Origin of the sequence: Ferdinandcohnia sp. FSL W7-1320 (assembly GCF_038050315.1) — a bacterium.
In the GTDB taxonomy this organism is placed as follows: domain Bacteria; phylum Bacillota; class Bacilli; order Bacillales; family Bacillaceae_L; genus Ferdinandcohnia; species Ferdinandcohnia aciditolerans.
Genome location: NZ_JBBPAM010000001.1, coordinates 437,602 through 460,344, shown reverse-complemented (window position 1 = coordinate 460,344; position 22,743 = coordinate 437,602). Strand labels below are relative to the sequence as shown.

Annotated in this window: 23 protein-coding genes; 10 read left to right on the top strand and 13 right to left on the bottom strand. The window is 38.3% G+C overall.

From position 1 onward, the window contains the following. The first annotated feature begins 267 nt into the window (after positions 1–267). The 4 genes from NST91_RS02290 to NST91_RS02275 are packed head-to-tail and all read left to right on the top strand — an operon-like array spanning position 268 to position 4,172. The gene (locus NST91_RS02290) at positions 268–1,185 is read left to right on the top strand and encodes a sugar-binding transcriptional regulator (RefSeq protein ID WP_341329834.1); all 918 of its coding nucleotides are present in this window, start codon (positions 268–270) and stop codon (positions 1,183–1,185) included. 40 nt (positions 1,186–1,225) lie between these two features. Next, entirely contained in the window at positions 1,226–2,794 is a 1,569-nt protein-coding gene (gene lsrK / locus NST91_RS02285) for an autoinducer-2 kinase (protein WP_341329833.1), read from the top strand. A gap of 59 nt (positions 2,795–2,853) precedes the next feature. After that, entirely contained in the window at positions 2,854–3,207 is a 354-nt protein-coding gene (locus NST91_RS02280) for a cupin domain-containing protein (RefSeq protein WP_341329832.1), read from the top strand. A gap of 29 nt (positions 3,208–3,236) precedes the next feature. Then, positions 3,237–4,172, top strand: coding sequence for an aldo/keto reductase (locus NST91_RS02275; RefSeq protein ID WP_341329831.1), 936 nt, complete (start codon positions 3,237–3,239; stop codon positions 4,170–4,172). A gap of 73 nt (positions 4,173–4,245) precedes the next feature. Here the strand turns inward: NST91_RS02275 and NST91_RS02270 are convergent, their stop codons facing one another. Next, positions 4,246–5,025, bottom strand: coding sequence for a Cof-type HAD-IIB family hydrolase (locus tag NST91_RS02270; protein ID WP_341329830.1), 780 nt, complete (start codon positions 5,023–5,025; stop codon positions 4,246–4,248). A 226-nt stretch (positions 5,026–5,251) separates the two neighbouring features. On the opposite strand from NST91_RS02270, the gene NST91_RS02265 reads away from it, so the two are divergent. The 3 genes from NST91_RS02265 (at position 5,252) to NST91_RS02255 (ending at position 8,244) form a co-directional block, all read left to right on the top strand. Continuing rightward, on the top strand, positions 5,252–6,427 hold the full coding sequence (locus NST91_RS02265; RefSeq protein WP_341329829.1) for an SLC45 family MFS transporter: 1,176 nt from the start codon (positions 5,252–5,254) through the stop codon (positions 6,425–6,427). A 193-nt stretch (positions 6,428–6,620) separates the two neighbouring features. Continuing rightward, complete coding sequence (locus NST91_RS02260) at positions 6,621–7,025, top strand: MarR family winged helix-turn-helix transcriptional regulator (RefSeq protein WP_341329828.1); 405 nt, start codon at positions 6,621–6,623, stop codon at positions 7,023–7,025. 13 nt (positions 7,026–7,038) lie between these two features. Beyond that, a complete protein-coding gene (locus NST91_RS02255) occupies positions 7,039–8,244 on the top strand; it encodes an MFS transporter (protein WP_341329827.1) in 1,206 nt (401 codons plus the stop codon). Between the two features lie 43 nt (positions 8,245–8,287). Here the strand turns inward: NST91_RS02255 and NST91_RS02250 are convergent, their stop codons facing one another. The 3 genes from NST91_RS02250 to NST91_RS02240 are packed head-to-tail and all read right to left on the bottom strand — an operon-like array spanning position 8,288 to position 10,743. Then, complete coding sequence (locus NST91_RS02250; protein ID WP_341329826.1) at positions 8,288–8,941, bottom strand: TetR/AcrR family transcriptional regulator; 654 nt, start codon at positions 8,939–8,941, stop codon at positions 8,288–8,290. A gap of 18 nt (positions 8,942–8,959) precedes the next feature. Continuing rightward, positions 8,960–10,021, bottom strand: a complete 1,062-nt coding sequence (locus NST91_RS02245) for an ABC transporter permease (protein WP_341329825.1) — start codon at positions 10,019–10,021, stop codon at positions 8,960–8,962. Beyond that, the gene (locus NST91_RS02240; protein ID WP_341329824.1) at positions 10,018–10,743 is read right to left on the bottom strand and encodes an ABC transporter ATP-binding protein; all 726 of its coding nucleotides are present in this window, start codon (positions 10,741–10,743) and stop codon (positions 10,018–10,020) included. The genes NST91_RS02245 and NST91_RS02240 overlap by 4 nt, the downstream gene beginning before the upstream one ends. Before the next feature lie 172 nt (positions 10,744–10,915). On the opposite strand from NST91_RS02240, the gene NST91_RS02235 reads away from it, so the two are divergent. Then, positions 10,916–11,179 (top strand): phage holin family protein, encoded by a 264-nt coding sequence (locus NST91_RS02235; protein WP_341329823.1) that lies wholly within the window; start codon positions 10,916–10,918, stop codon positions 11,177–11,179. An 84-nt stretch (positions 11,180–11,263) separates the two neighbouring features. Here NST91_RS02235 and NST91_RS02230 read toward each other — a convergent pair whose 3' ends face one another. The 3 genes from NST91_RS02230 to NST91_RS02220 are packed head-to-tail and all read right to left on the bottom strand — an operon-like array spanning position 11,264 to position 13,273. Next, a complete protein-coding gene (locus NST91_RS02230; protein WP_341329822.1) occupies positions 11,264–11,680 on the bottom strand; it encodes a hypothetical protein in 417 nt (138 codons plus the stop codon). 56 nt (positions 11,681–11,736) lie between these two features. Beyond that, on the bottom strand, positions 11,737–12,195 hold the full coding sequence (locus tag NST91_RS02225) for a hypothetical protein (RefSeq protein WP_341329821.1): 459 nt from the start codon (positions 12,193–12,195) through the stop codon (positions 11,737–11,739). Between the two features lie 19 nt (positions 12,196–12,214). Then, positions 12,215–13,273 carry an LLM class flavin-dependent oxidoreductase gene (locus NST91_RS02220; protein ID WP_341329820.1) on the bottom strand — a complete coding sequence of 353 codons (1,059 nt, stop codon included), beginning with the start codon at positions 13,271–13,273 and terminating at the stop codon, positions 12,215–12,217. Positions 13,274–13,986: 713 nt separating this feature from the next. Here NST91_RS02220 and NST91_RS02215 point away from each other — a divergent pair. Then, a complete protein-coding gene (locus NST91_RS02215) occupies positions 13,987–14,349 on the top strand; it encodes a hypothetical protein (protein ID WP_341329819.1) in 363 nt (120 codons plus the stop codon). Positions 14,350–14,481: 132 nt separating this feature from the next. Here the strand turns inward: NST91_RS02215 and NST91_RS02210 are convergent, their stop codons facing one another. After that, positions 14,482–15,555, bottom strand: coding sequence for a branched-chain amino acid aminotransferase (locus NST91_RS02210; protein ID WP_341329818.1), 1,074 nt, complete (start codon positions 15,553–15,555; stop codon positions 14,482–14,484). Between the two features lie 247 nt (positions 15,556–15,802). Then, positions 15,803–16,789 carry a Gfo/Idh/MocA family protein gene (locus NST91_RS02205; RefSeq protein WP_341333471.1) on the bottom strand — a complete coding sequence of 329 codons (987 nt, stop codon included), beginning with the start codon at positions 16,787–16,789 and terminating at the stop codon, positions 15,803–15,805. A gap of 252 nt (positions 16,790–17,041) precedes the next feature. Here NST91_RS02205 and NST91_RS02200 point away from each other — a divergent pair, with 252 nt between their 5' ends. Then, complete coding sequence (locus tag NST91_RS02200) at positions 17,042–17,821, top strand: ABC transporter ATP-binding protein (RefSeq protein ID WP_341329817.1); 780 nt, start codon at positions 17,042–17,044, stop codon at positions 17,819–17,821. Between the two features lie 41 nt (positions 17,822–17,862). Here NST91_RS02200 and NST91_RS02195 read toward each other — a convergent pair whose 3' ends face one another. The 4 genes from NST91_RS02195 to NST91_RS02180 form a co-directional block, all read right to left on the bottom strand. Beyond that, the gene (locus NST91_RS02195) at positions 17,863–19,266 is read right to left on the bottom strand and encodes a tyrosine phenol-lyase (RefSeq protein WP_341329816.1); all 1,404 of its coding nucleotides are present in this window, start codon (positions 19,264–19,266) and stop codon (positions 17,863–17,865) included. 526 nt (positions 19,267–19,792) lie between these two features. Next, entirely contained in the window at positions 19,793–20,293 is a 501-nt protein-coding gene (locus NST91_RS02190; protein ID WP_341329815.1) for a cupin domain-containing protein, read from the bottom strand. 75 nt (positions 20,294–20,368) lie between these two features. Further along, complete coding sequence (locus NST91_RS02185) at positions 20,369–21,358, bottom strand: ornithine cyclodeaminase family protein (RefSeq protein WP_341329814.1); 990 nt, start codon at positions 21,356–21,358, stop codon at positions 20,369–20,371. Between the two features lie 82 nt (positions 21,359–21,440). Continuing rightward, on the bottom strand, positions 21,441–22,730 hold the full coding sequence (locus NST91_RS02180) for an MFS transporter (RefSeq protein WP_341329813.1): 1,290 nt from the start codon (positions 22,728–22,730) through the stop codon (positions 21,441–21,443). Positions 22,731–22,743: the final 13 nt, after the last annotated feature.

Genomic DNA, 22,743 nt, shown 5'->3' with positions numbered 1-22,743 from the left:
TCTGCTGAATAAAGTTAAAACATTTTATTAAGGCAGGATAAAATTATTCATTTTCATAATTATTAAAATTTTATAGACCATAGAACTTTTATATTACATATATATTCCCAGGCCCGAGATTATTCGCATAATAATAAAAGGATTTTTCTGTAAATGGTTTTTCATGAATTTTGGAAATAGGATGTTATGTTTGTATCATTTTTGAACATTTGTTGGCATATGAATAAATTGTATTAACCAAAAATATAGCTAAGAAGAGTGATTATGATGAACTATGAAAATGACTTAATCGTAAAAATTGCGTGGCAATATTATATTGAAGGTCTAACGCAGAATGAGATATCAGAATCTCTTAATTTATCAAGAATGAAGGTTATTAAATACCTTGAAAAAGCAAAAACAAACAATGTGATCCAATTTAAAATCAACCTGGAAGAAATTGAGAATCTTAGTCTCCAAAATAAGATTAAGAAAAAATATAATCTAAAGGATATCATCATTGTACCTACTTCAAATCAAAAGAATGTTGAAAGTTTAACGATTGCTGCTGCCCAGTATATTGAAGATCGAATTACAAGTGATACGATGTTAAGCATTGGTTACGGAGAAGCTGTATCTAGAACTTTAGGACATTTGCGTATCTCAACAAAATACAAAGTGACATTTGTTTCACTTTCTGGCGGTGTAAAGTTCTACATGCCTACCGCTATCGATACGAGATCAGACTATTATACGAACCCTAACTACAATCATTACATTGTTCCTTCCCCCTTAATCATTTCCTCTAAAAATATTGCAGAGCATTTACGAAAGGAACAATCAGTAAGCAAAATATTAGATATGATACCATATACGAATTTAACAGTAATCGGAATAGGCGCTCTGAATGATCGAGCCACCTTAATTAAAGAAAGCTATTTCAATACAAATGACTTTGAAATATTAAAGTCAAAGGGGGCAGTTGGCGATTTATTATGCCAGTTTTACGATATCAATGGTAATGTTTTAGATTTAGATTTTCATAAACAACTTATTAGTACTGAAATTGACGTACTAAAATCCCTTAATCATGTAGTAGCTGTTGCTGGCGGCCTTGAAAAAAAGGATGCAATAATTGGTGCACTTAAGGGGGGATATATTGATGTTCTAATTACTGATGAATCAGTTGCCCAAGGATTGATATAAAGAGTGAACACTATCTTTTTTTGATAAGGGGGAAATAGGAATGAAGGGGAAATTCCTAATGGCTATCGATGCTGGAACTGGCAGTGTGAGAGTAATCATATTTGACACAACTGGCCAAGAGGTATGCGTTTCACAGGCTGAATGGACACACCATGAAGATAAAAGATATCCAGGCTCTATGGATTTTGATATCAATAGAAATATCAGTATCATTACTGACCTCATCAAAGAAACGATCGACAAAAGCAAAATAGACCCACGTGATATACTTGCCATTTCTACGACTAGTATGAGAGAAGCCATCGTTTTATATGATGACAAGGGCAAGGAAATATGGGCATGTGCGAATGTTGATTCACGTTCTAACGATGAAGTTGCAAATCTATATAGCCAGAGCGATTCACTAGAATCTGAGATTTATAAACTCTCTGGTCAGACGTTTTCCTTAGGTGCCATCCCTCGAATACTTTGGGTTAAAAATAATCTCCCTGACACATACGAAAAGATAAAATATGTAACGATGCTTAATGACTGGATAACCTATCGTCTCACAGATATTATCTCAGTCGAGCCTTCAAACGGTTGTACTACTGGGCTCTTTGATTTAAAAAGCAGGTTATGGGATCCAAGTATCGCCCAAAAAGTAAACCTGAGAAATGATATTTTTCCAATCGTATACGAAAGTGGTACGGTAATTGGAAACGTAACGAACGAAATGGCAACGCTTACAGGATTAAACCCTCAAACAATTGTTGTTGCTGGAGGTGGAGATGCGCAGCTTGGTTGTATTGGCGTAGGGGTTATTAAAGAAGGCGATGCTGCTATCTTTGGAGGAAGCTTCTGGCAATACGAATATACTACAAATCATGTTGAAATCGACGATGAATGCAGAGTACGAATTAATTGCCATGCTGCACCTAATACTTGGCAATACGAAGCAATTGCCTTTTTTCCAGGCTTAGTGATGAGATGGTTTAGAGATAGTTTTTGTGAGCTTGAAAAGGACATTCAAGATAAAACCGGAGAAAGTATTTATATTCAGATGGAAAAACGAGCACAAAACGTTCCTGCCGGAAGCTTTGGGTTGCTATGCACTTTTTCAGATCAAATGAACTATAAAACTTGGAAGCATGCCGCACCTGGTTTTATTAACTTTAAACTTGATTCCCACAAGTATAACAAAGCAAGCTTTTATAGATCTATTATGGAAAATGCAGCTTTTGTAACGAAGGGGAATATCGAATTGGTTAATGCTATAACAAATACTTCTCCTGAACTGATTATTTTTGCGGGTGGAGCTTCGAAAAGTGAGTTGTGGTGTCAGATCGTTTCCGATGTCCTTAATACGCCTATAAAAGTTCCAGTTGTAAAAGAATCGACAGCCCTAGGTGCCGCAATTTGTGCAGGTGTTGGCGCAAAGATTTATGAGGATTTTAACGATGCTATAGCAAAAGTCATTCATTTCGAAAGAACCTATTTACCAAATCAAGAAAATCGGGAAGTTTATGATGAGTTATACAGTAAGTGGAAGGGCATATACAAACATCAACTTGAATTAGCAGATAGTGGTTTAACTGAGCATATGTGGATAGCACCCGGAATCAAATGAGCCTTTGCGAATTTGCGCCCGATTCTTAGTCTTAAAATAAGCGACTTGGAGTGATAACAATGACGGTTATTAATGAGAACGAAAAGGAATACAGATTTGGTGATAGTGGTCCGAAGTATCTTCAAAGAGGTCCAAGAATGAACTTTGGTGTAGTGGTTTTAAAACCTGGTCAAGACTTCCCTGCCCATTACCATAATGTAATGGAGGAAAATTTCTTTATTCTTGAAGGCGAATTGGAAATCCACATCGATGGAGAAGTTTTCAATTGCAGTAAAGGCGACTTTATCCATGTCGAGCCAAAAAAAGTTCATTATCTTGTAAATACAGGGGAAACAATTTTTAAAGCTGCTTTCATGCTCTCCCCTTATCAGGAAAAGGATAAAGTTGATGTTGATTATAAGCCCTTGAAATAAAATGTTTTTGCTTAGAGGAGATGCTTAAAATGACAATACAAGTTCGTTTAGGTAAAACCGAAATATATATTAATCCAATCGGGTTGGGAGCAAATGCGATTGGTGGTCATAATATCTATTCAAACCTTGATGATGAGGTTGGGAAAGATTTAGTAAGAACAGCATTTCATCATGATATAAATTTTATTGATACGGCATATAGCTATGGGTTTGGAAGGTCAGAGGAATTGATTGGTGAAGTTGTAAGTGAGATGAGAAATCGATCTGATGTCATTATTGCAACAAAGGGTGGCCCCAAACTTATTAATCAAAAAATACAATTTGATAACTCCCCTTCCTTCCTAAAGCAAGAGGTAGAAGAAAGCCTAAAGCGTTTAAAAACAGATTATATTGATATCTATTATATCCACAAACCCGATAAAACAACGCCAAAAGCTGAGGCTATCGGTGCTTTAAAAGAGCTTAAAGATGAAGGGAAACTACGAGTAATTGGGGTGTCAAACTTTTCAATAGATCAGCTAAGAGAAGCGAACCAGGACGGTTACGTAGATGTATACCAGGGTGGTTATCACTTGTTAGACAGAGGACTAGAAAATGACATAATACCTTACACGATTGAAAAAAATATTTCGTTTATACAATTTTACCCTTTAGCAGCCGGTTTACTAACCGGTAAGTTTTCAAAGGACTCCACATTCACTGACCTTCGAGCAAGATTACCTTATTTTAAAGAGGAATCATACCTGCAAAATCTTGAAAAGGTAGAAAAATTACGAACCATATCCGAATCAAAAAATGTTGAAATGGCACATCTTGTCCTTGCCTGGTACTTAACACGTGATGGAATTGATTCTGTTATCCCTGGGGCAAAAAGACCAGAGCAAATTGTTAGTAACCTTAAAGCGTTAGAAATTACATTAACGCCAAAAGAAATCCAGGATATAGATAATATCTTTAAATCATGAGTTTTGAAACATAAAAAGAGCAAAAGCAAGATTTTTCGTGCTTTTGCTCTTTTTTTTTGGTTTGCAACTATTTCTATAACAACCCCACCATTTTTAGTCCGTGTAGGATTCCATCTTCCTCAACTGATTTGGTAACGTACTTCGCTACTTCTTTTACTTCGTCAAGTCCATTCCCCATGGCTACACTATTTTGAACAGTGGTGAGCATTTCCATATCATTCAACCCATCACCAAAAGCATAAATGCGTTCTGAAGGAATACCTATTTTTTCAACAAGCTTCTCTATTCCGTTAGCTTTTGAACCCCCTCTAGGGATTACGTCTACGGAAACCGGATGCCAGCGCACAAAATCAAAGTCCTTATATTCTTTTTCGTACTGACCTTCTTCGCCTTCTTGGACAAATAAAAGCGATTGGAACAATTTCCGTCCTTCATAATACGTTGGATCATAGGCTGGAAAACTTTTGATTTTTAATGTTGCAATGCTTTCCGTAATAAATTCATGTTCGGGCACATTTGCTTTCATGTCTTCGTGGTCCATGTAAACGATAGGATGATTGTTGGCAAGTGCCTTTTCAGTTAATTGAATAAGGGCTTCTTCATTTAATGGGTTCGTATAAATCTCTTCTCCATTTAACACGACGTACTGCCCATTGTAGCTAACATATGTACCGATCCCAAGCTCTTCGCGAAGGTCTTCAAACATAAAAGGAGCACGACCAGTAGCAATCGCAACTTCATGTCCAATTTCCTTTAGTTTAAAGATGGCTTCCTTTGTGGAAGGCGGAAGTTGTTTATTATGGTTCAAGAGTGTCCCATCTATGTCAAAAAAAATTAGGCTACGTTCTTTCATTTCATCTTCCCACTTTCTATCTCACTTTTGCTCAATCACATAATGTCTACGATACATTATTTTCGCGCTTTAAACAAATGAAACAAATCAAGAATAATAGGCACAAAAACAGGCAAAAAGTACTATTCTTGAGCATAAATTAGAAGTATGTTTGACATATTCAGTAGAAGTCCAAATGGGCACAAATACGCCAATGCGCATTTGATCTACATCAAGGAGAGCGAGAATGAAAAAAACTTGGTTATTAGGGTTTGGCTTTTTTAGCATTAGTCTAGGTTGGTCTTTGTATAACGGATTTGTTCCTTTTTTTCTGGATAATTTCATTACTAGTACGGCTTTAATTGGTTTTCTTATGACAATCGATAATTATATTGCTCTCTTTTTACAGCCGTATATTGGACAATTAAGTGACCAAACTCGAACTCGCTTCGGACGCAGGATGCCCTATTTACTTGTTGGTGTGCCACTTGCAGCCCTTTTCTATACCCTCATTCCCTTCCACACTGGGCTAATATCCTTACTCATTTTTATGCTATGCATGAACTTATCGATGGCGATTTTCCGTTCTCCTACGATTGCATTGATGCCCGACATCACCCCTGAACAAGAACGTACAAAAGCAAACGGAATCATCAACTTTATGGGGGGCTGCGGTGCTATCTTAGCATTTAGTATCGGCTCATTCTTATTTAGCATCGACGAGACCCTCCCTTTTCTTGCTGTTTCCGTTGTTTTCCTGATCACCCTTTGGATTGTATTTAAACATATAAAAGAACAACGTGATGCCCTTTCCTATGCAGAAACAGTCATACCAAAGATTAATTATAAGGAGGAATTGAATGCCTCTACGATATACCTTTTAGCAGCTATCTTTTTTTGGTTTATTGCCATTCAAGGAATGGAGGCTTTGTTTACCTTATATGGTGTAAATGAGTTAGGTCTTTCCAGAAGCGCTTCTGCTTTTTCACTTACATTTTTTTCACTAAGCTTTGTGATTTCAGCCATTCCAAGTGGACTACTAGGTGCAAAGATTGGCAAGAAAAAAGTAATTGTCATAGGTGTCATTGGGCTAATTGTTTCTTTTTTACTATTAAACTGGGTTGATTCCGTTATTCTCTTGAGGGCCATTTTATTTTTGGGAGGCATTTTTTGGGCATTTGTTAACATTAACGCATACCCTTATATTGTCTCGACAGGAAGTGAAAAAAGTTTCGGAACGAGAACAGGGCTTTATTATTTAGTTTCCTCATTGGCTGCAATCACGTCACCTCCAGCACTTGGATACTTAATTGATCTGTTTGGATTCAGTGTGTTATTTATTGCTGCAGCAGGGAGTCTGGTTCTTGCATTGTTTTTTATTACCAGGGTAAAAGAAGAGGAAAGCGCAGGGCTTGGTTCATAGCGGTTTTCCGAGCAAATAACCATAAAAGGCGTGTAAACTGGAAACAGTTTTCTCACGCTTTTTTCATTTTTATTTGCTTATTTCATAGACTATTACAATGATGTCTGATATTATATTCAAATGGTTACCCTTGTTAACTATTACCTTGGGTAACTATTTTCAAAAGAGGTGAATTCCAATCGGAAATTTTCAATTGTTTTTTCAACAACTAACCCAATTATATCGACCATTTGAGAGTAAGCTGAATGTTGAACTGGGAAAACACCAGCTTTATAGAGCACAATGGTCCATTCTGTACTACATTGTAAACTTTGGTTCACCAACACTCGTGGAAATTTCTAACTACCTAGGTGTCGAAAAGCCAACTGTTACAAGAACCATAAATCGTTTAGAAGAACTTGGCTATGTAGAAAACATTCCTGGGAAAGACAAGCGAGAAAAAAGAATGCAGCTGACTGACCTTGGTAAAAAAGTGTACCTAGAAGTCAGAGAAACAGTTGATGAATTTGAAAAGGAATTAATCGAGGGGGTATCTGAAAAGGAACTACTCCAAGCCATTCAGATTATGAAAACAATACGAAACAATTTAATTAAGTGAGGGGATTTTCAACTTGGATAATCAAAAACTATGGACGAAAGATTTTATCATCGTGTCTTCCATCAACTTTTTCTTAACCTTTATCTTTTATCTATTGGTTGTAATTATCGCCGTCTATGCGGTTGATGAATATGGTGCTTCCACTAGCCAAGCAGGGCTTGTCACAGGCATCTTTATTGTCGGAACATTAATTGGCCGACTTTTTATTGGTCGTTATATCGATCTGATTGGACGTAAAAAGACATTATTTATTGGGTTGACTCTTTTTACACTCACGACCTTCTTATACTTCGTACATGCCGGAATCACGTTTTTCCTTATCAATCGTTTCATACACGGCGTTACGCTTGGCATCGCTAGCACTGCGACTGGTACCATTGTTGCTCAAATTATCCCACCCAAACGCAGGGGTGAAGGAATTGGTTATTTTAGTATGAGTGCGACATTAGCGACGGCAATCGGACCATTCATCGGATTATTTATGTCTCAACATACGAGCTACCAGGTTATCTTCGGTCTATGTCTTGTGATTGGAGTTATCACTCTTCTCACTTCGTTCATTCTTTATGTGCCACCAATTGAAGTACAATCAAATCAAACTCAAGAGAAAAAAGGCTTTTCAATTGCAAATTATGTGGAACCAAAGGCACTTCCGATTGCTATTGTTACTTTTGCAATTTCGCTTTGTTACGCGAGTGTTCTTTCGTTTATCAATTTTTATGCAATTGAAATTGAATTAGTAACTGCAGCAAGCTTCTTCTTCCTTGTGTATTCTATCGCGATACTTCTTTCCCGTCCTTTCACTGGACGGTTAATGGATATAAAAGGTGCCAATTATGTCATGTATCCTGCCTTTATCCTATTAGGAATTGGAATGTTTCTATTAAGTATTGCGCATAACAGCATAACTCTCCTACTTTCTGGTGCGCTTATCGGGCTAGGATTCGGGAATATGCAGTCATGTACTCAAGCTGTTGCGATCAAGTTAACACCAGCACATCGCATGGGGCTTGCGACCTCAACTTTCTATATCTTCCTGGACGCAGGGCTTGGGTTTGGTCCTTATCTATTAGGATATCTTGTTCCAATTACAGGATACAGCAAGCTATATTCTATACTAGGAATTTTTGCTTTAGCGAGTATTATTCTTTACTTCTTTGTGCATGGAAAGAAAGAATCTACAGGTCGAAAAAATCAAACATTACCATTATCCATGTAATAATGAAGCCTTGCTCGGCATGTTTTGTCGGGCAAGGCTCAGTTTATTTTCTGATACCATCCATTACAAAACGGACTAAGTTTTCCGTTTCTTGGTCGATATCCATTTTTTCTTGGGATGGGATAAGTACAAAATTAGTGACAAGGAAACCACCGAAGGTTGTCATTAGCAATTTTAATAGTTTGTGTGTCGGTATGTCCTTTATGTCTCCGCGTTCTTTAAACTTCTCAATTGCTTGATTAACCCGTTTGATAACACTGTCCATAAAAAATGGTGCAATTTCCTGTCGTAGTGAGTCACTATATAAGATTTCCTTAACGATGATTTGAAAGATTTCTCTATTTTCAATCACGAATTTTATTCTATTTTTGAAAAGTCCTTTTAAAAAATCCTCAAAGTGGAGCGTCTCCTCTTTTAATACTTCTTTAAACACATTTTCGGCCATTCCAGGTAATGCTTCTTTTAGAAAAGGCAAAATAACGGAGAGCAATAAATTATCCTTTGTACCGTAATGCCGAAAAATAGTTCCCTCAGCAACCCCTGCTGCTTTTGCAATTTCATTTGTTGATGTGTTAGCATACCCTTTTTCCGCAAACAAACTAATCGCAGTTTCTATGATTTTCTGTTGTTTATCGGTTTGTTTTTTCGTTAATTTAGTTTGTTCAATTAGAGCGTCTAGTAAATTATCTTTTGACAAAATTCTTCACTTCCTTAGCTACAATGCACGGTACTTTTTCAATGCGAATACATTCAGTATGATAAACACAGCCGCGAATATGACTAACATCAAAAGGTTTAAACTTATATCAGTAATTCCCAAGCCTTTATACATGACACCCTTCAATGCATCGGCGGCATAGTATAAAGGCATGAATTTTGCTACAACTTGAAGCCAGTTGGCCATTCCTTCAAGCGGTATAATCCCTGAGAAAAAAATTTGAGGAATAACGGCTATCGGAATAAATTGTACCATTTGAAATTCCGAAGCTGCAAAAGCAGATAATAAAATCCCCAAGGAAAGAGCTACCAATGCTAATAATAAATTGATGACGAGCACATTCCATAGCGAACCAACTAATATGACGTCTAAAACAGTGATGGCAAAAAAGACAACAATTATTGTCTGGATAATTGCAAAAATGCCAAATCCAACAAGGTAGGCTGTTACAATCTCACCTCTTCGAATTGGTGTGGATAAAAGACGCTCCAAAGTACCGGTAGTTCTTTCCTTTAGTAATCCTATACCAGAAATTAAAAATACGAAAAAGAAAACAAAAAAGCCGATTAAAATAGGGCTTAGCACATCGAAAAAGGCGGTGTCATCACTACCGTACACATAGTTTGTTTCGAGTTCGACTTTTGGCATTACACTAGGGTTTGGTAGTTGACTTACTAGATTTTCCTGTGCTTGCGCAGCAAAAATCTGGTTCACTTTCATTTGCAAGGCTTTTGCAGATGATGGGTCACTGTTTGTTAACGTAAGAATGACATGATTATTTTCCATTACAAGTAACCCATCAAGTTCGTGATTAAGTATTGTCTGATTAGGATTTGGTGCCTGTTCAAACTCTTCAATTTGAATATCTAGCTTTTTTAATGCAATGACTAACTTTTCATCAACACCTACAACACCCACTGTAGGTTCTGCTGAATCTCCGTTAAACATTACGTACATTAGAGATAGGATTAATAGTGGAGCCACAAATAGCAAAGCCAATGTCCGCTTATCACGAAGCAACTGCTGAAAAATTCTTTTTATGAGTGCTACGATTCTCATTGTCTCGCCCTCCCAGCGTGTAAAAATACTTCATCAAAATTGCTGGCATTGTATGCTTTTTTCAATTCGTTTGGTGTACCTCTTGTTAAAATCCTACCGTCCCGTACCATTGCAATGTAATCGCAACGCTCAGCCTCTTCCATGACATGGGTTGTCACGATAATTGTTTTTCCTTCTTCTTTTTTTAAACGGATGAGTTCATTCCAAATGGCAAGTCTTAGCTCCGGATCTATGCCAACAGTTGGCTCATCTAAAATGAGCATTTTGGGATTTTGAATCAATGCGATCGCGAGAGACAAACGTCTTTTCATCCCACCCGAATAAGTGGATACCTTTTTATTTAAGTCGTCTGTCAGATTGACTAGGTTTGCTGTATATTCAATTCGTTCTTTCGTTTGGGCACGATTTAATTTATAAAGTGAAGCAAAAAATGCAAGGTTTTCTCTACCTGTTAGTTCTGTGTACAAAGCATCGGATTGAGCCATATACCCGATGTCCTGCAACAATTCCAAATTGGGCATTTTCTTTCCTAACACCTGAATGGAGCCATGATCTGGTGAATCCATTCCCACAATCATTTTAACTAATGTCGTTTTACCTGCACCTGATGGCCCAATAAAACCGTAAATCGTACCTTCCTCAATAGATAGGTCAATTTCATTTAGTACCACCTTTTTCCCAAAGCTTTTACTCATCTTATTGATTTCTACAGTATGACTCATGATAGGTCCCCCTTTTCACAAAGAAGTGAGTGATTACTCACATTATGCTCCTTTTTCAAAACCTAGTCAATAAAAAAATGAGTGTTTACTCACCATTTTTTTATGAAATCGGGATATCCGAACAAGCACATCTTTCTACCTTTCATACGATGAACTAAGGGAGGTGACAACCATGGACTTGCTTGAATTTTTAAATGAAAATTACTATATGTTGGTCCCTGCACTGTGGGTGATCGGGTATTTCCTAAAATCAACGCCAACTATTCCTGATTGGGCTATTGGATGGATTCTTTTAGGAGTTTCTCTAGTAGGAGGCGCATTTTTCTATGGCTTTACTGCAGAGGCGTTATATAACGGAGTAATTGCAGCTGGGGTTGCTGTTTTCGGACATCAACTGTATAAACAAACTGCCGAGGCAAAATTCACAAAAAAATAATTCACCTTTTCGCACTAATCTATTTTCCACTTATTAAAAATGCGAAACGCTTGGATTTTTTCCAAGCGTTTTGTTTGCGTTCTTTTATTGATTTCTGTACCAGACGAACCAACCATTATCTTTACTTTTAGATACAAAAATTTGGCCATCCGCTGCAATGTCACTTTTTCCTTCCCATCTTGGAAAATGCAATGTAACTAACCATGATTTGTCAGCAACCTCTTGTCCACAATATTTCGTAGACATTTGGTATTCTTTTGCAACTTTTTCATCTAGAGGTTGCGCTGTTACGACTTCCCAATCTGAAAAATGATTTCCATAATCACTTTCGCCAAATGTACGTGGAATGATTGTTTCCAAAGCCTGAATGAGTTCATCTTTATTCGTTATTGATGTATCCTCTAACAGACTCACACTTGGGCATTCAACTCTTGCTTGTGCACCGACTTGGAATGGGAACAAGATGACAAGAGAAAGCAGGGATATTACTATTTTTTTCATAATTATTCACCTCAAATAGTAATATCCCAATTTTTAACATGAGTTATGCATGCGGGTCATGATATTTTATTCATAAGGTCTGCCAAATCTGCTAATAAGAGCTTCCTACTTTCTTCATCTTTTACAAGTTCCGTATATTTTTTAACTTGAATAAGGGTTTCTTCTGCTTGGCCTATTTCATTTAGGACGATATAAGACCTTGTCAACGCTTCAAATGCGTACGCTATAAAAAATGGAGCTAGCTCTGCCTTCTTGCTGATTTCGACGCACCGCTTTGCGAAGTATAGGGCCAAAACTCCATTTTCCACTACAGCATAAACGCGTGAAAGTTGCCAATATCCAATTGATAAATTTTGTTCGGTGTGATCTGTTACCTGTGTCCAATGCCAAAATGAAGTATGACAAAGATGCATCATTTCCTCTGTTTCATATTCCGTACGATTCGTATTTTCTAATAGATCCCACACTTTGTTAAAGCATTCTGTTGCTAACTGTTTATGAGATAGATTCCCCATTACTTTCCCCTCTATTTTCTTATTTGGATTCGTTTTCTGCTTCCCATTTCGCTACTTCTTCCCTTACACGGGGTGCTACTTCTTTCCCTAGTAGTTCAATTGAGCGCATGACATCCTCATGTGGCATTGTTCCAACAGGACAATGAAGCATAAAACGAGTAACCCCAACATTTTTACGTAAATGTATGATTTTATTGGCAACGTATTCAGGGTCACCTACATATAATGCACCTTCAAAGCTTCGGGCATGTTCAAAGGTCTCCCGGGTGTATGGTCCCCAGCCACGCTCTTTTCCTAATTTACTCATCGACTGCGCTGTTGGTGGGAAGAATTTTTCCGCAGCTTCTTCCTTGCTTTCACCAACAAACCCGTGCGAATGGGAGGCAATAGCCAATTTTGAAAAATCATGCCCTGCATGTGCAACAGCTCTTTTATATAGTTCAGCAAGTGGCGCAAATTGAACGGGCCTTCCTCCAATAATTGCAAGAACGAGTGGTAATCCCAATAGACCCGCACGTACCACTGATTCTTGGTTTCCTCCACTTCCAATCCAGATCGGTAATGGATCTTGAACAGGTCTTGGGTAAATGCCTCTATTGATAATGGCTGCTCGGTGCTTTCCTTGCCAGGTCACTTTCTCCGATCTTTGAATATGTAGCAGCAGATCTAACTTTTCTTCAAAAAGCTCATCATAGTCCTTTAAATCATAGCCAAATAGGGGGAATGATTCGATAAATGACCCTCTTCCTGCCATAATTTCAGCCCGACCATTCGAAATGGCATCAAGGGTTGAAAAGTCCTGGAACACGCGAACAGGATCGGCTGAAGAAAGTACGGTAACCGCGCTAGTAAGACGAATTTTCTTTGTTTGCGATGCAGCCGCTGCTAGTATAATAGCTGGTGCTGAAGCTGCATAATCCTCACGGTGGTGCTCCCCAACACCGAATACATCTAGACCTACTTGGTCAGCTAGAACTATTTCCTCAACCACTTCACGAATTCGCTCGGCATGGCTAATGACCTCACCTGTCCGAGGATCCGGTGTTGTCTCAACAAAAGTACTAATTCCTATCTCCAATGTCTGTACCCCCTATTATTGTTTCATTTATCTTATTGCTAAACTACTTCTATTATTTAATATTGTTGGTTCTGAAGCAAATTTTTTCGACTTTGGGTTTGGGACGGGTCGGAGTCGGGGGAGTCACGCCTTGGACTACTCTAAGACGGTTGAGAGGTGGCATCAAAAGCCTGTAATCGTACCATATGTCACTAATGGTGAGCGCTGTAAGGGTATGATTAACACCTATTCGTACCATCAATCACTAAAAATGAGCACTGTGAGGGTATGATTAACACCTATTCGTACCCTCAGTCACCATAGGTCAGTACAGTGATGGTACGATTAACACCTATTCATACCATCAATCACTAAAAGTGAGCACTGTGAGGGTACGATTAGCACCTATTCATACCATCAATCACTAAAAGTGAGCGGTGAGGGTAGCATCCACACCTAGTCCTACCATCAATTACTAAAAGTGAGCGCTGTGAGGGTACGATCCACACCTAGTCGTTCAGCCCCCCCTAAGAAGATTCCCGTAAAGTACTTAAAAAATTATTCATACCCCATCCTTCAATATAGGAAATATGAATATTCGATCACATCATTCGATAAATTCAGAAAAATGGAATATTATTGTATTATTGTAAAACTTTTTACTGTTTATTTCGTATACTATATATATAGGAATTTTACATACTTCGTATACCATTCTATTAGGAGTGATGAACATGCAATTAGTTCCTGAAAAAATTCGTGAACCACTCTCACATTTTAATTTCGGAATTTTCGAAACAGAATCTCTTAGTACGTTTTTCTTAGCCTTCCGACTTAAAAGTTATTTCTTGCTATTACTCTCTCCTTTTGGATTAGGAGCGTCAGCATACTTAGCCAAAGTTTCGATAGGAGTCGGCTCTATTGGTATGTCCCTTGGATTGATTTTCCTAAGTCTATTACTCTTACTACCTTGGACACTAGTACCTATCACATTTCTATTTACCACTTTTCAACCAGCTACTTGGCAACGCAAGCTATCATGGGCATACACCTGCCTGCTAGTAGCATCTTACATTTATTGGCTCATTATCTTTTAAAATATAATGGAACATAAAATGGATAACTCTGGCTTAGGGGGTTATCCTTTTTCTCTCACTGGGATAAGAAACCAACCTGTCCACATCGCAAAAAAATAGTGCCTACCACATGGGTAAGCACTTTTTTATTCCTTATAATTTTACAGTCCAGCCAAACGGATCTTCTACTGTACCGTTTTGGATGCCAGTAATAGTATCATATAGTTTCTTTGATAATTCTCCTGTTTCGCCATTGTTAATAATAGATTTTTCATTATTATAGAAAAGCTCGCCAACTGGTGAAATAACTGCTGCTGTTCCTGTTCCAAATACTTCTTCAAGCACGCCATCGTTATAAGCTTGTTGAACTTCGTGAATAGAAATTTTCCGTTCAGTTACAGGAACATTCCAGTATTTTAAGAGTTCAATAATAGATTTACGAGTGATTCCATCTAAAATACTACCGTTTAATGCTGGTGTGACAACTTCTCCATTGATTTTAAAGAAGATGTTCATACTGCCAACTTCTTCGATATATTGTTTCTCTCTGCCATCAAGCCATAATACTTGTGAATAGCCATGTTCACTTGCAATTTCTGATGCTAATAAACTTGCAGCATAGTTCCCTGCTGTTTTTGCATCACCTGTTCCACCTGCAACTGCACGAACATATTTATTTTCTACAGCAATTTTTACAGGATTGATACCTTCTTTATAATAAGAACCAACTGGGGATAATATAATCATAAACTTATAGTTTTTAGCCGGATTAACGCCAAGATGTGCTTCCGTAGCAATCATGAACGGTCTGATATATAACGAAGTACCCGGAAGATTTGGCACCCAGTCTCTATCGATTTCTATTAGCTTCTTCAAAGCATGAATGGCAAATTCTTCGTCAAACTGCGGCATGACTAAACGCTGGTTAGACTTATTGAATCTTTTCATGTTTTGATCCGGTCTGAATAATAAAATTTCTTCGTCCTTTGTACGATAGGCTTTTAATCCTTCAAATACCGATTGACCATAATGAAAAATAGTAGCTGCAGGATCTAAAGGAATCGATTGATAAGGTACGATTCGAGGATCATGCCAACCCTTTCCTTCCGTGTAATCCCACATAAACATATGATCAGTGAAGCTAGTTCCAAACACCAACTGATCGAATGGAGGAATTTCCTTCTTCTTGGTTGTAAGGGTGATATCAATTGTAAAATCTGTCGTCATGTTAATCCCAGCTTTCATTTAATTTAAATCTTTTAAGTTTTTATTAATCGAAATCTTATATTATTCTGATAATAATATCAACTATTTTATCACAATATTGCTAAAAAAAGTGTATTAAAGTATAGCAATCTTTTTTATTTTTGTTTCCATTTAAAGTTAATTACTAAAATGATAAAAATCAATGTTGGTTTAGCAACAAAAAAACTAGCCCCCGAAGAAGAAAACGACCTTCCCGTGGGCTAGACTATCAGTGCTTGGAATAATACCCTTTAACCATTTCTCCCATTACCCAGTTTGTTCGAGCTCCTGATTCGCCAGTACTTGGGCAGATACCGCCCTTTCCGGTCAATTCGGCTACAATGGTTTCCACTAGTGGTTGGTGTACATGCTCGGGACGTTTAAAGCTCCACTCTTCGGTTCCATTGTTTGTTGTTAACACAACAGGCTCATTTCCAAAAGTAGAGAAGGTAATTTTTCCTTTGCTACCCACAATCTCATTCACGTCTTCATTTTGAAATGCCGTAAAACACCAATTGCCAACACCATGTATGCCAGATTCAAAAACATAGGTACCCGTTACAATATCTTCTGCTGTATATAGGCCACCATGATTGGAAGCAAAACCATGAACCTCTATAATGGGTCCAACCAAGTAATCGATTATATCAAGAGTATGGCTTGCCAAATCAAAGAACAGCCCACCTCCTGATAACTCTGGTTGAACTCGCCATGGGAGATTGTTCGGATCTTCTGATGCTTTACGATATTGTGTTGTTGACACAAAGCGAATATCCCCCACTGCACCGTTATTCAGTAGATCTTTGATTTTCAAAAACCGCTCTTGCGCTCTACGATAATAAGCGACATACAAAGGAACATTTGCTTCTTTACATGCCTCAATCATTTCTAGGCATTCTGTGTATGTACGAGCCATTGGTTTTTCAACATATACTGGCTTTCCAACCTGAGCTGCTTTCAATGTATACTCTTTATGGGATCCTGGCGGAGTTGCAATATAGATTACATCCACCTCCGGATCATGGATAAGCTCATCCGCATTATCATACCATTTCGATACATTATGCCTTTTTGCATAATCTTTTGCTAACTCACCTGTTCTTCTCATTACGGCAACCAATTCGGAATTCGTAATTTTTTGAAATGCTGGACCACTCTTTATTTCCGTCACATTCCCACAACCAATAATTCCCCACCGAACCTTGTTATATGCCATATTTTCACTCCCTCTGTCAATTATCTCCATCATAAAGTATACCCCAAAAAGTTTTCCATTCACAAAATAGTTCTCAATTGTGGCTAGAAGACGACTTTTAAAATGTTAACGGATAGATTGTGTATAGGGTTCATGTAATGGCCGTTTTTCACTATTTGAAAGAACTATCATCATTTTCCTTCTGGAAATTTTTGTGTACCCTTATCTGAATTATTTGATATTATAAATTTATTAAACAAGGAGGGGTATAAAGTGGTTTTAGATTTGATGAATGTTACACTACGGCGTGATGATGCACTCATCCTACAAAATATTAATTGGCAGATAAAACAAGGCGAGCACTGGGTGCTTTATGGATTAAATGGTTCTGGTAAGACTGCATTATTGGATTTAATTAACGCCTATAATTTCCCTACTAGCGGAAATGCTACTGTACTTGGGTTTAAGTTCGGCAAGGTTTACTTAGGTGAGGAGCTCCGGAAAAAAATTGGCTTTGTGTCTGCATCCTTACAAGAAAAGTTCTACCCCACAGACAACGCGTTTGAGGTTGTTTTAAGTGGAGCTTTTGCATCCATTGGCCTGTATGAGACCCCTACTGACGACATGAGAGAAAAGGCAAAGGGTCTTCTTGAGGAACTTGGATGTCTTGCCTATGCAAACCGTGACTATTCGACCCTGTCCCAAGGTGAAAAACAACGAGTATTAATTGCCCGTGCTTTAATGGCAAATCCATCAATCCTTATTTTGGACGAACCAACAAACGGGTTAGATTTTATCGCTAGAGAGCAATTATTAGATTCAATTGAAAGACTTGCCATCAAAGAAGACGCACCAACGATTATTTATGTTACCCACCATGTAGAAGAAATTCTTCCTGTGTTTACGAAAACTTTGCTTTTAAAGAGCGGAGAAGTATTTGCCTCAGGGCAAACAGATCAGATCATTACTAGTGAAATTCTATCAGACTATTTCAATCTTCCGGTTCAGGTTAAATGGGAAAATTCCCGTCCTTACCTAGTAAAAGGAAAATAAAAACGGCCAGCCCCAAATCTAATAAAGGGCTGGCTTTCATTTTATTCCTTAGGCATCAATTCTAAGTCATTGGAAAGTGGTGAAAACCTGGCATTAAAGAATCGTAACGTAGGAGGTTCATAATCTATTCGTAAACCACTTATCTGATGTCTCTTTTCAAAGAGTCCAATCACAGAATCAGCGACAACATCCATATGATTATTCGTATAAACCCTTCTTGGTATTGTTAAACGAACGAGTTCTAGCTTCGGTTTGTTATGTTCACCCGTTTCTTTATTTCGACCAGCTGAGACTATCCCTCTTTCCATCGCCCTAACACCTGAATCTAAATAAAGCGCCGCTGCCAATGCTTGTGCAGGAAATTCTTCTTGGTTTAAATGAGATAAAAACTTTCTTGCATCCAAATAAACAGCATGACCCCCAATTGGTTGAACAACAGGTATTCCTGCTTCAATTAACTGCTGTCCAAGATAACGGACTTGTTGAATCCGGTGATGGATATAATGATCATCGACAGATTCATAGATTCCTTGTGCCATCGCTTCCATATCACGTCCTGCCATGCCGCCATAAGATGGCATCCCCTCATAAACCACCACCAATTCACGTGACCTGGCATATAAATCCTCATCATTCATTGCTAAAAAGCCGCCAATATTCACTAAACAATCTTTTTTACCACTCATCGTACAACCATCTGAATACGAAAACATCTCTTTTAAAATATCCTTAATCCGATGATTTTCATATCCCGCTTCTCTTTCCTTTATAAAATAGGCATTCTCTACGCACCGTGTAGCATCAAACATCACATCAATTCCATAACTTTTACACAAGTTATAAACCTCTCTCATATTCTCCATGCTAACCGGCTGGCCACCCGCCATATTCACGGTTACTGCCACGCAAACATAAGGAATCCGTTTTGCCCCAACCTCTTGAATGAGCGACTTTAATTTAGAAAGATCCACATTCCCTTTAAAAGGATGCTCTGTCGTTGAATCATGTGCTGCATCAATGATGATATCAACAAATCTTGCCCCATTTAGCTCCTGATGGGCACGTGTTGTAGTAAAATACATATTCCCGGGTACTACGTCACCTTGTTTTATTTTTAGTTGAGATAAAATGTTTTCTGCACCACGTCCCTGGTGAGTCGGCAACACATACTTATATCCATAAATCTCTCTAACTGCCTGCTCAAGCTTCTTCCAGCTTTTACTTCCAGCATAAGCCTCGTCACCAACCATTAAAGCTCCCCACTGCCTGTCACTCATTGCACTTGTCCCGCTGTCTGTTAGAAGGTCAATATAGACATCCTGAGAATCAATCAAAAACGTATTATAACCCGCCCTTTTAAGCGCCTCATTTCGTTCCTCATAGGTTAGCATTGCTAATGGTTCTATTGCTTTAATTTTATATGGTTCCGCCGTTCTTCTTTTCACCTGAACCCCTCCATTATTTTGAAAGATCAAACGCGCCTTGGCGTATTTGCACCCGATTTTTAGGCCCACAGGAAGTGGGTCATAAAGACGTTGCCACAGGACGTGGCGTATTTAGTCTTTGATCTTACTGCTCGAAAAGTTTCCTTTGAAAAATCGTGGCATCCGCCGGAGGCTTTAACTTTAATCAGTCGGGGTTTGGACCCCACTGATTAAAGTTAAATCTATCTATAATGTAGAATATTTTATGCTTCATTCTCAAGAATTCCCATTGCACGATAAACGCTTTAAACCAATAAAAAAACGCCTTCCCAAGTTAGAGGATAGGCGCCTTACCTTATTATTGTAATATGGTTTTAAAACAATCTGTTTCATTTTGCAATACTCATTTCAAACAAACGTTTGATTAGCACCCTAAGCTATGCAGATCAAGGTATTTGAATTTCAATCAAACGTTTGTTTACACGAGATTCTGCCATGTAAAAAAGGACTGTTATATATAGAGAAACAATAATTTTATTATTCTAATTTATTTCTTTTCCAGCGCGAGTCTGCGGATGACCACCTCATGCTGCGGATATTCCCTCAATAATTCCTCTTGTGAAAATAATTCAAAATCCTCGAAATCAAATCCCGGAGAAACCATGCAGCCAACAAGTGAGAATGTATTTTCTTCGTTCACTGAAGACGCAAAAATCGAGTTTTTGGGTACAAGAACTTGTGGAACCTCTCCCTTGTCAAGCTTTAGACCAAGGTTTACCTCCTTGTATTCTCCTTGTTCATCAATAATATGTACGGTTAAGGAACTCCCCCCATGGTAATACCAAAGCTCATCTGATTGCAATCTATGTAAATGAGAAATTTCTTCAGACCTCAGTAGAAAATAAATACTTGTATATAGTTTTCTTTGTTTTTCCTGCTCAGTATGAATCGTCATATCTGAAGCATAGATTTGTTTATAAAACCCTCCCTCTGGATGTGGCTCTAGCCCAAGATGTGATATGTAGAATTGTGCATCATTTGTGTTCAATTTCATAACCCCTTTCACGAATACTGTAATAAAAAAACCACGATAAATGCTTGAATACTTGAAGGTACCTAAAATCTAAATCTCTACCTGTGTGCCTACTCCAATTGTTATTGCTTTATTATAGACAGCAGCTGCTACCGCAAGATCAAAATAAGCAATTCCCACTGACTTGAAAAACGTTATCTCTTCCTTATTTTCTCGTCCAGAGACAGCACCCGAGACAAGGTCTCCTAATTCTCCATGTAAATCCGAGAAACTCCATAGCCCTTTTTTCGCTGGAATAATCAAATCACCCGCCTCGTCTTTTACCCCTTCAATCGTATCCACAACGATTTTTGAGCATTTTAGAATCGTTTCTGCATCGACCTCTTGCATATGCGGAAGATAAGAGCCAACTCCGTTGATATGTGTCCCCTGCTTTAATGCTCTCCCTGAAAAAACAGGTGTAACGGATCGTGTTGCACAGATAACAATATCTGATTTGGAAACAGCTTCATCTGGATGATCCATGACTGTAATTGAACCTTTGAATCCCGGGCAGAGTTCTAAAATTCTTTTTTCAAAAAGGAAAGCCTTTTCCTTTGTACGATTATATAACATGATTTCCATTATTTCACGTACCTCTAGAACCGCTTGTAACTGCTCCTCTGCCATGGCACCCGTTCCAATTACAGCAACAGTTGACGCTTCTTTTTTCGCTAGATGCTTTGTTGCAATTCCACTTACTGCACCGGTCCGCAAACGAGTTAAATAAGAAGCATTGATACATGCAAGGTGTTCTCCATTATCTGTATCACTTAGTAAAATAATACCCTGTGTCGTTTTCTTGCCCACGGAAGGATTGTGCGGAAAAATAGTCACGACCTTGACAGCGGATTTTCCAACCGGTTCAATTGAGCTTGGCATGTATAAAGCAGATGCTTCTTTTTCTGGGAAGTCCAGAACCGTACGGTGTGGATTCTTTACCTTACCATCATTATTGTGTATAAGTGCCTCTTCTAAGTCCTGAATTGCATCTGCCATTGAATATATGGAACGAATTTGAGATTCTGATAAAACGAGCACGGTATCCCTTCTTTCTATTTTATCTTATAAACATCATATCACTAAAAGGAAAAAGGAACCGCCACTTGCGATCCCTTCACACTTACACGATCTCATCATAATCTAAGTCCTCATTCTTACGATCACGTACGGTGGCAACTGCAATAAGTGATATAGCAGCGGTAAGAATGATATATAATGCAACTGGTATATAGGAATCATTAAAGGCTGCTAATAATGCCGTTGCAACAAGTGGAGCCGTGCCACCAGCAACCGCAGCTCCGATTTGATACCCCAATGTAATCCCCGTGTAGCGAACATTTGATTTAAATATCTCCGAAAACATGGTTCCAAGCACAGCTGTAATTGGAGCCCAGATAATTCCTAATCCCAAAATAGTTGCAACGATTAATAGTGCAACAGAGCCTTGATGTAGTAACCAAAAGTAAGGAAAAGCATATATCATCATCAAAATGGTTCCACCGACATAGAGCTTTTTCCGACCAAATTTATCAGAAAGACTCCCCATAATAGGAATAAGAAGAGTTGTTACGATTGTTGCAATGGTAACCGCATTTAAGGTTGCCGTTCGCGAGAAACCAAGCTGTGTTGTTGCATAAGAGACGATAAATGTACCAAAAATATAGAATGGTGCTGTTTCAACAACCTTTGCACCAACTGCGATTAAAACCTCTTTCCAGTGCGTACGCATTGTTTCGATAAATGGGATTTTAGCTACCTCGCCCTTCTCTTGTACCTTTTTGAAAGAAGGCGTTTCCTCTATACCTTTACGGATCCATAAACCGAAAATGACCAAAAATGCACTTAGAATAAACGGAACACGCCATCCCCACGACATGAATGCAGCCTCTGGAAGTAATGTCATTAGAGATAATGCTAACGTTCCAAGTAGGAGCCCTACCGTAACACCCATTTGTGGGATACTTCCGAAGAATCCACGCTTTTCTTTTGGCGCATATTCAACCGCTAATAAAAGTGCTCCACCCCACTCACCACCTAGTCCAATCCCTTGAACAAGTCGCAGGATTATGAGTAAAATCGGTGCGATTACCCCGATTTGTTCATAAGTAGGAAGGAAACCCATAAGAACAGTCGCTCCACCCATAAGTGATAGAGTTAAAACGAGTGTTTTTTTTCTCCCAATTTTATCGCCAATATGACTAAAAATCACTCCACCAAGTGGTCGAATGAAAAAGGATAAAGCAAATGAAGCATATGCTAACATTAACCCGACCGTTGGATCGTCACTATGAAAGAATGCTGTATTAAAAACAAGTGCTGCAACAGTACCGTATAAAAAGTAATCGAACCATTCTATAGAACTTCCTACAAGGCTTGCAACAAGTACCTTCTTCTCCACCTTCGTCTGCATCGTGTATCCCCCT

What these genes read in the sequence shown, in the direction of transcription:
- lsrK (WP_341329833.1), top strand. Translation starts at nt 1,226, where the DNA reads ATGAAGGGGAAATTCCTAATGGCTATCGATGCTGGAACTGGCAGTGTG.
- NST91_RS02180 (WP_341329813.1), bottom strand. Translation starts at nt 22,730, where the DNA reads ATGCAGACGAAGGTGGAGAAGAAGGTACTTGTTGCAAGCCTTGTAGGA.
- NST91_RS02275 (WP_341329831.1), top strand. Translation starts at nt 3,237, where the DNA reads ATGACAATACAAGTTCGTTTAGGTAAAACCGAAATATATATTAATCCA.
- NST91_RS02235 (WP_341329823.1), top strand. Translation starts at nt 10,916, where the DNA reads ATGGACTTGCTTGAATTTTTAAATGAAAATTACTATATGTTGGTCCCT.
- NST91_RS02290 (WP_341329834.1), top strand. Translation starts at nt 268, where the DNA reads ATGAACTATGAAAATGACTTAATCGTAAAAATTGCGTGGCAATATTAT.
- NST91_RS02205 (WP_341333471.1), bottom strand. Translation starts at nt 16,789, where the DNA reads ATGGCATATAACAAGGTTCGGTGGGGAATTATTGGTTGTGGGAATGTG.
- NST91_RS02280 (WP_341329832.1), top strand. Translation starts at nt 2,854, where the DNA reads ATGACGGTTATTAATGAGAACGAAAAGGAATACAGATTTGGTGATAGT.
- NST91_RS02240 (WP_341329824.1), bottom strand. Translation starts at nt 10,743, where the DNA reads ATGAGTCATACTGTAGAAATCAATAAGATGAGTAAAAGCTTTGGGAAA.
- NST91_RS02215 (WP_341329819.1), top strand. Translation starts at nt 13,987, where the DNA reads ATGCAATTAGTTCCTGAAAAAATTCGTGAACCACTCTCACATTTTAAT.
- NST91_RS02265 (WP_341329829.1), top strand. Translation starts at nt 5,252, where the DNA reads ATGAAAAAAACTTGGTTATTAGGGTTTGGCTTTTTTAGCATTAGTCTA.
- NST91_RS02230 (WP_341329822.1), bottom strand. Translation starts at nt 11,680, where the DNA reads ATGAAAAAAATAGTAATATCCCTGCTTTCTCTTGTCATCTTGTTCCCA.
- NST91_RS02210 (WP_341329818.1), bottom strand. Translation starts at nt 15,555, where the DNA reads ATGACGACAGATTTTACAATTGATATCACCCTTACAACCAAGAAGAAG.
- NST91_RS02270 (WP_341329830.1), bottom strand. Translation starts at nt 5,025, where the DNA reads ATGAAAGAACGTAGCCTAATTTTTTTTGACATAGATGGGACACTCTTG.
- NST91_RS02225 (WP_341329821.1), bottom strand. Translation starts at nt 12,195, where the DNA reads ATGGGGAATCTATCTCATAAACAGTTAGCAACAGAATGCTTTAACAAA.
- NST91_RS02245 (WP_341329825.1), bottom strand. Translation starts at nt 10,021, where the DNA reads ATGAGAATCGTAGCACTCATAAAAAGAATTTTTCAGCAGTTGCTTCGT.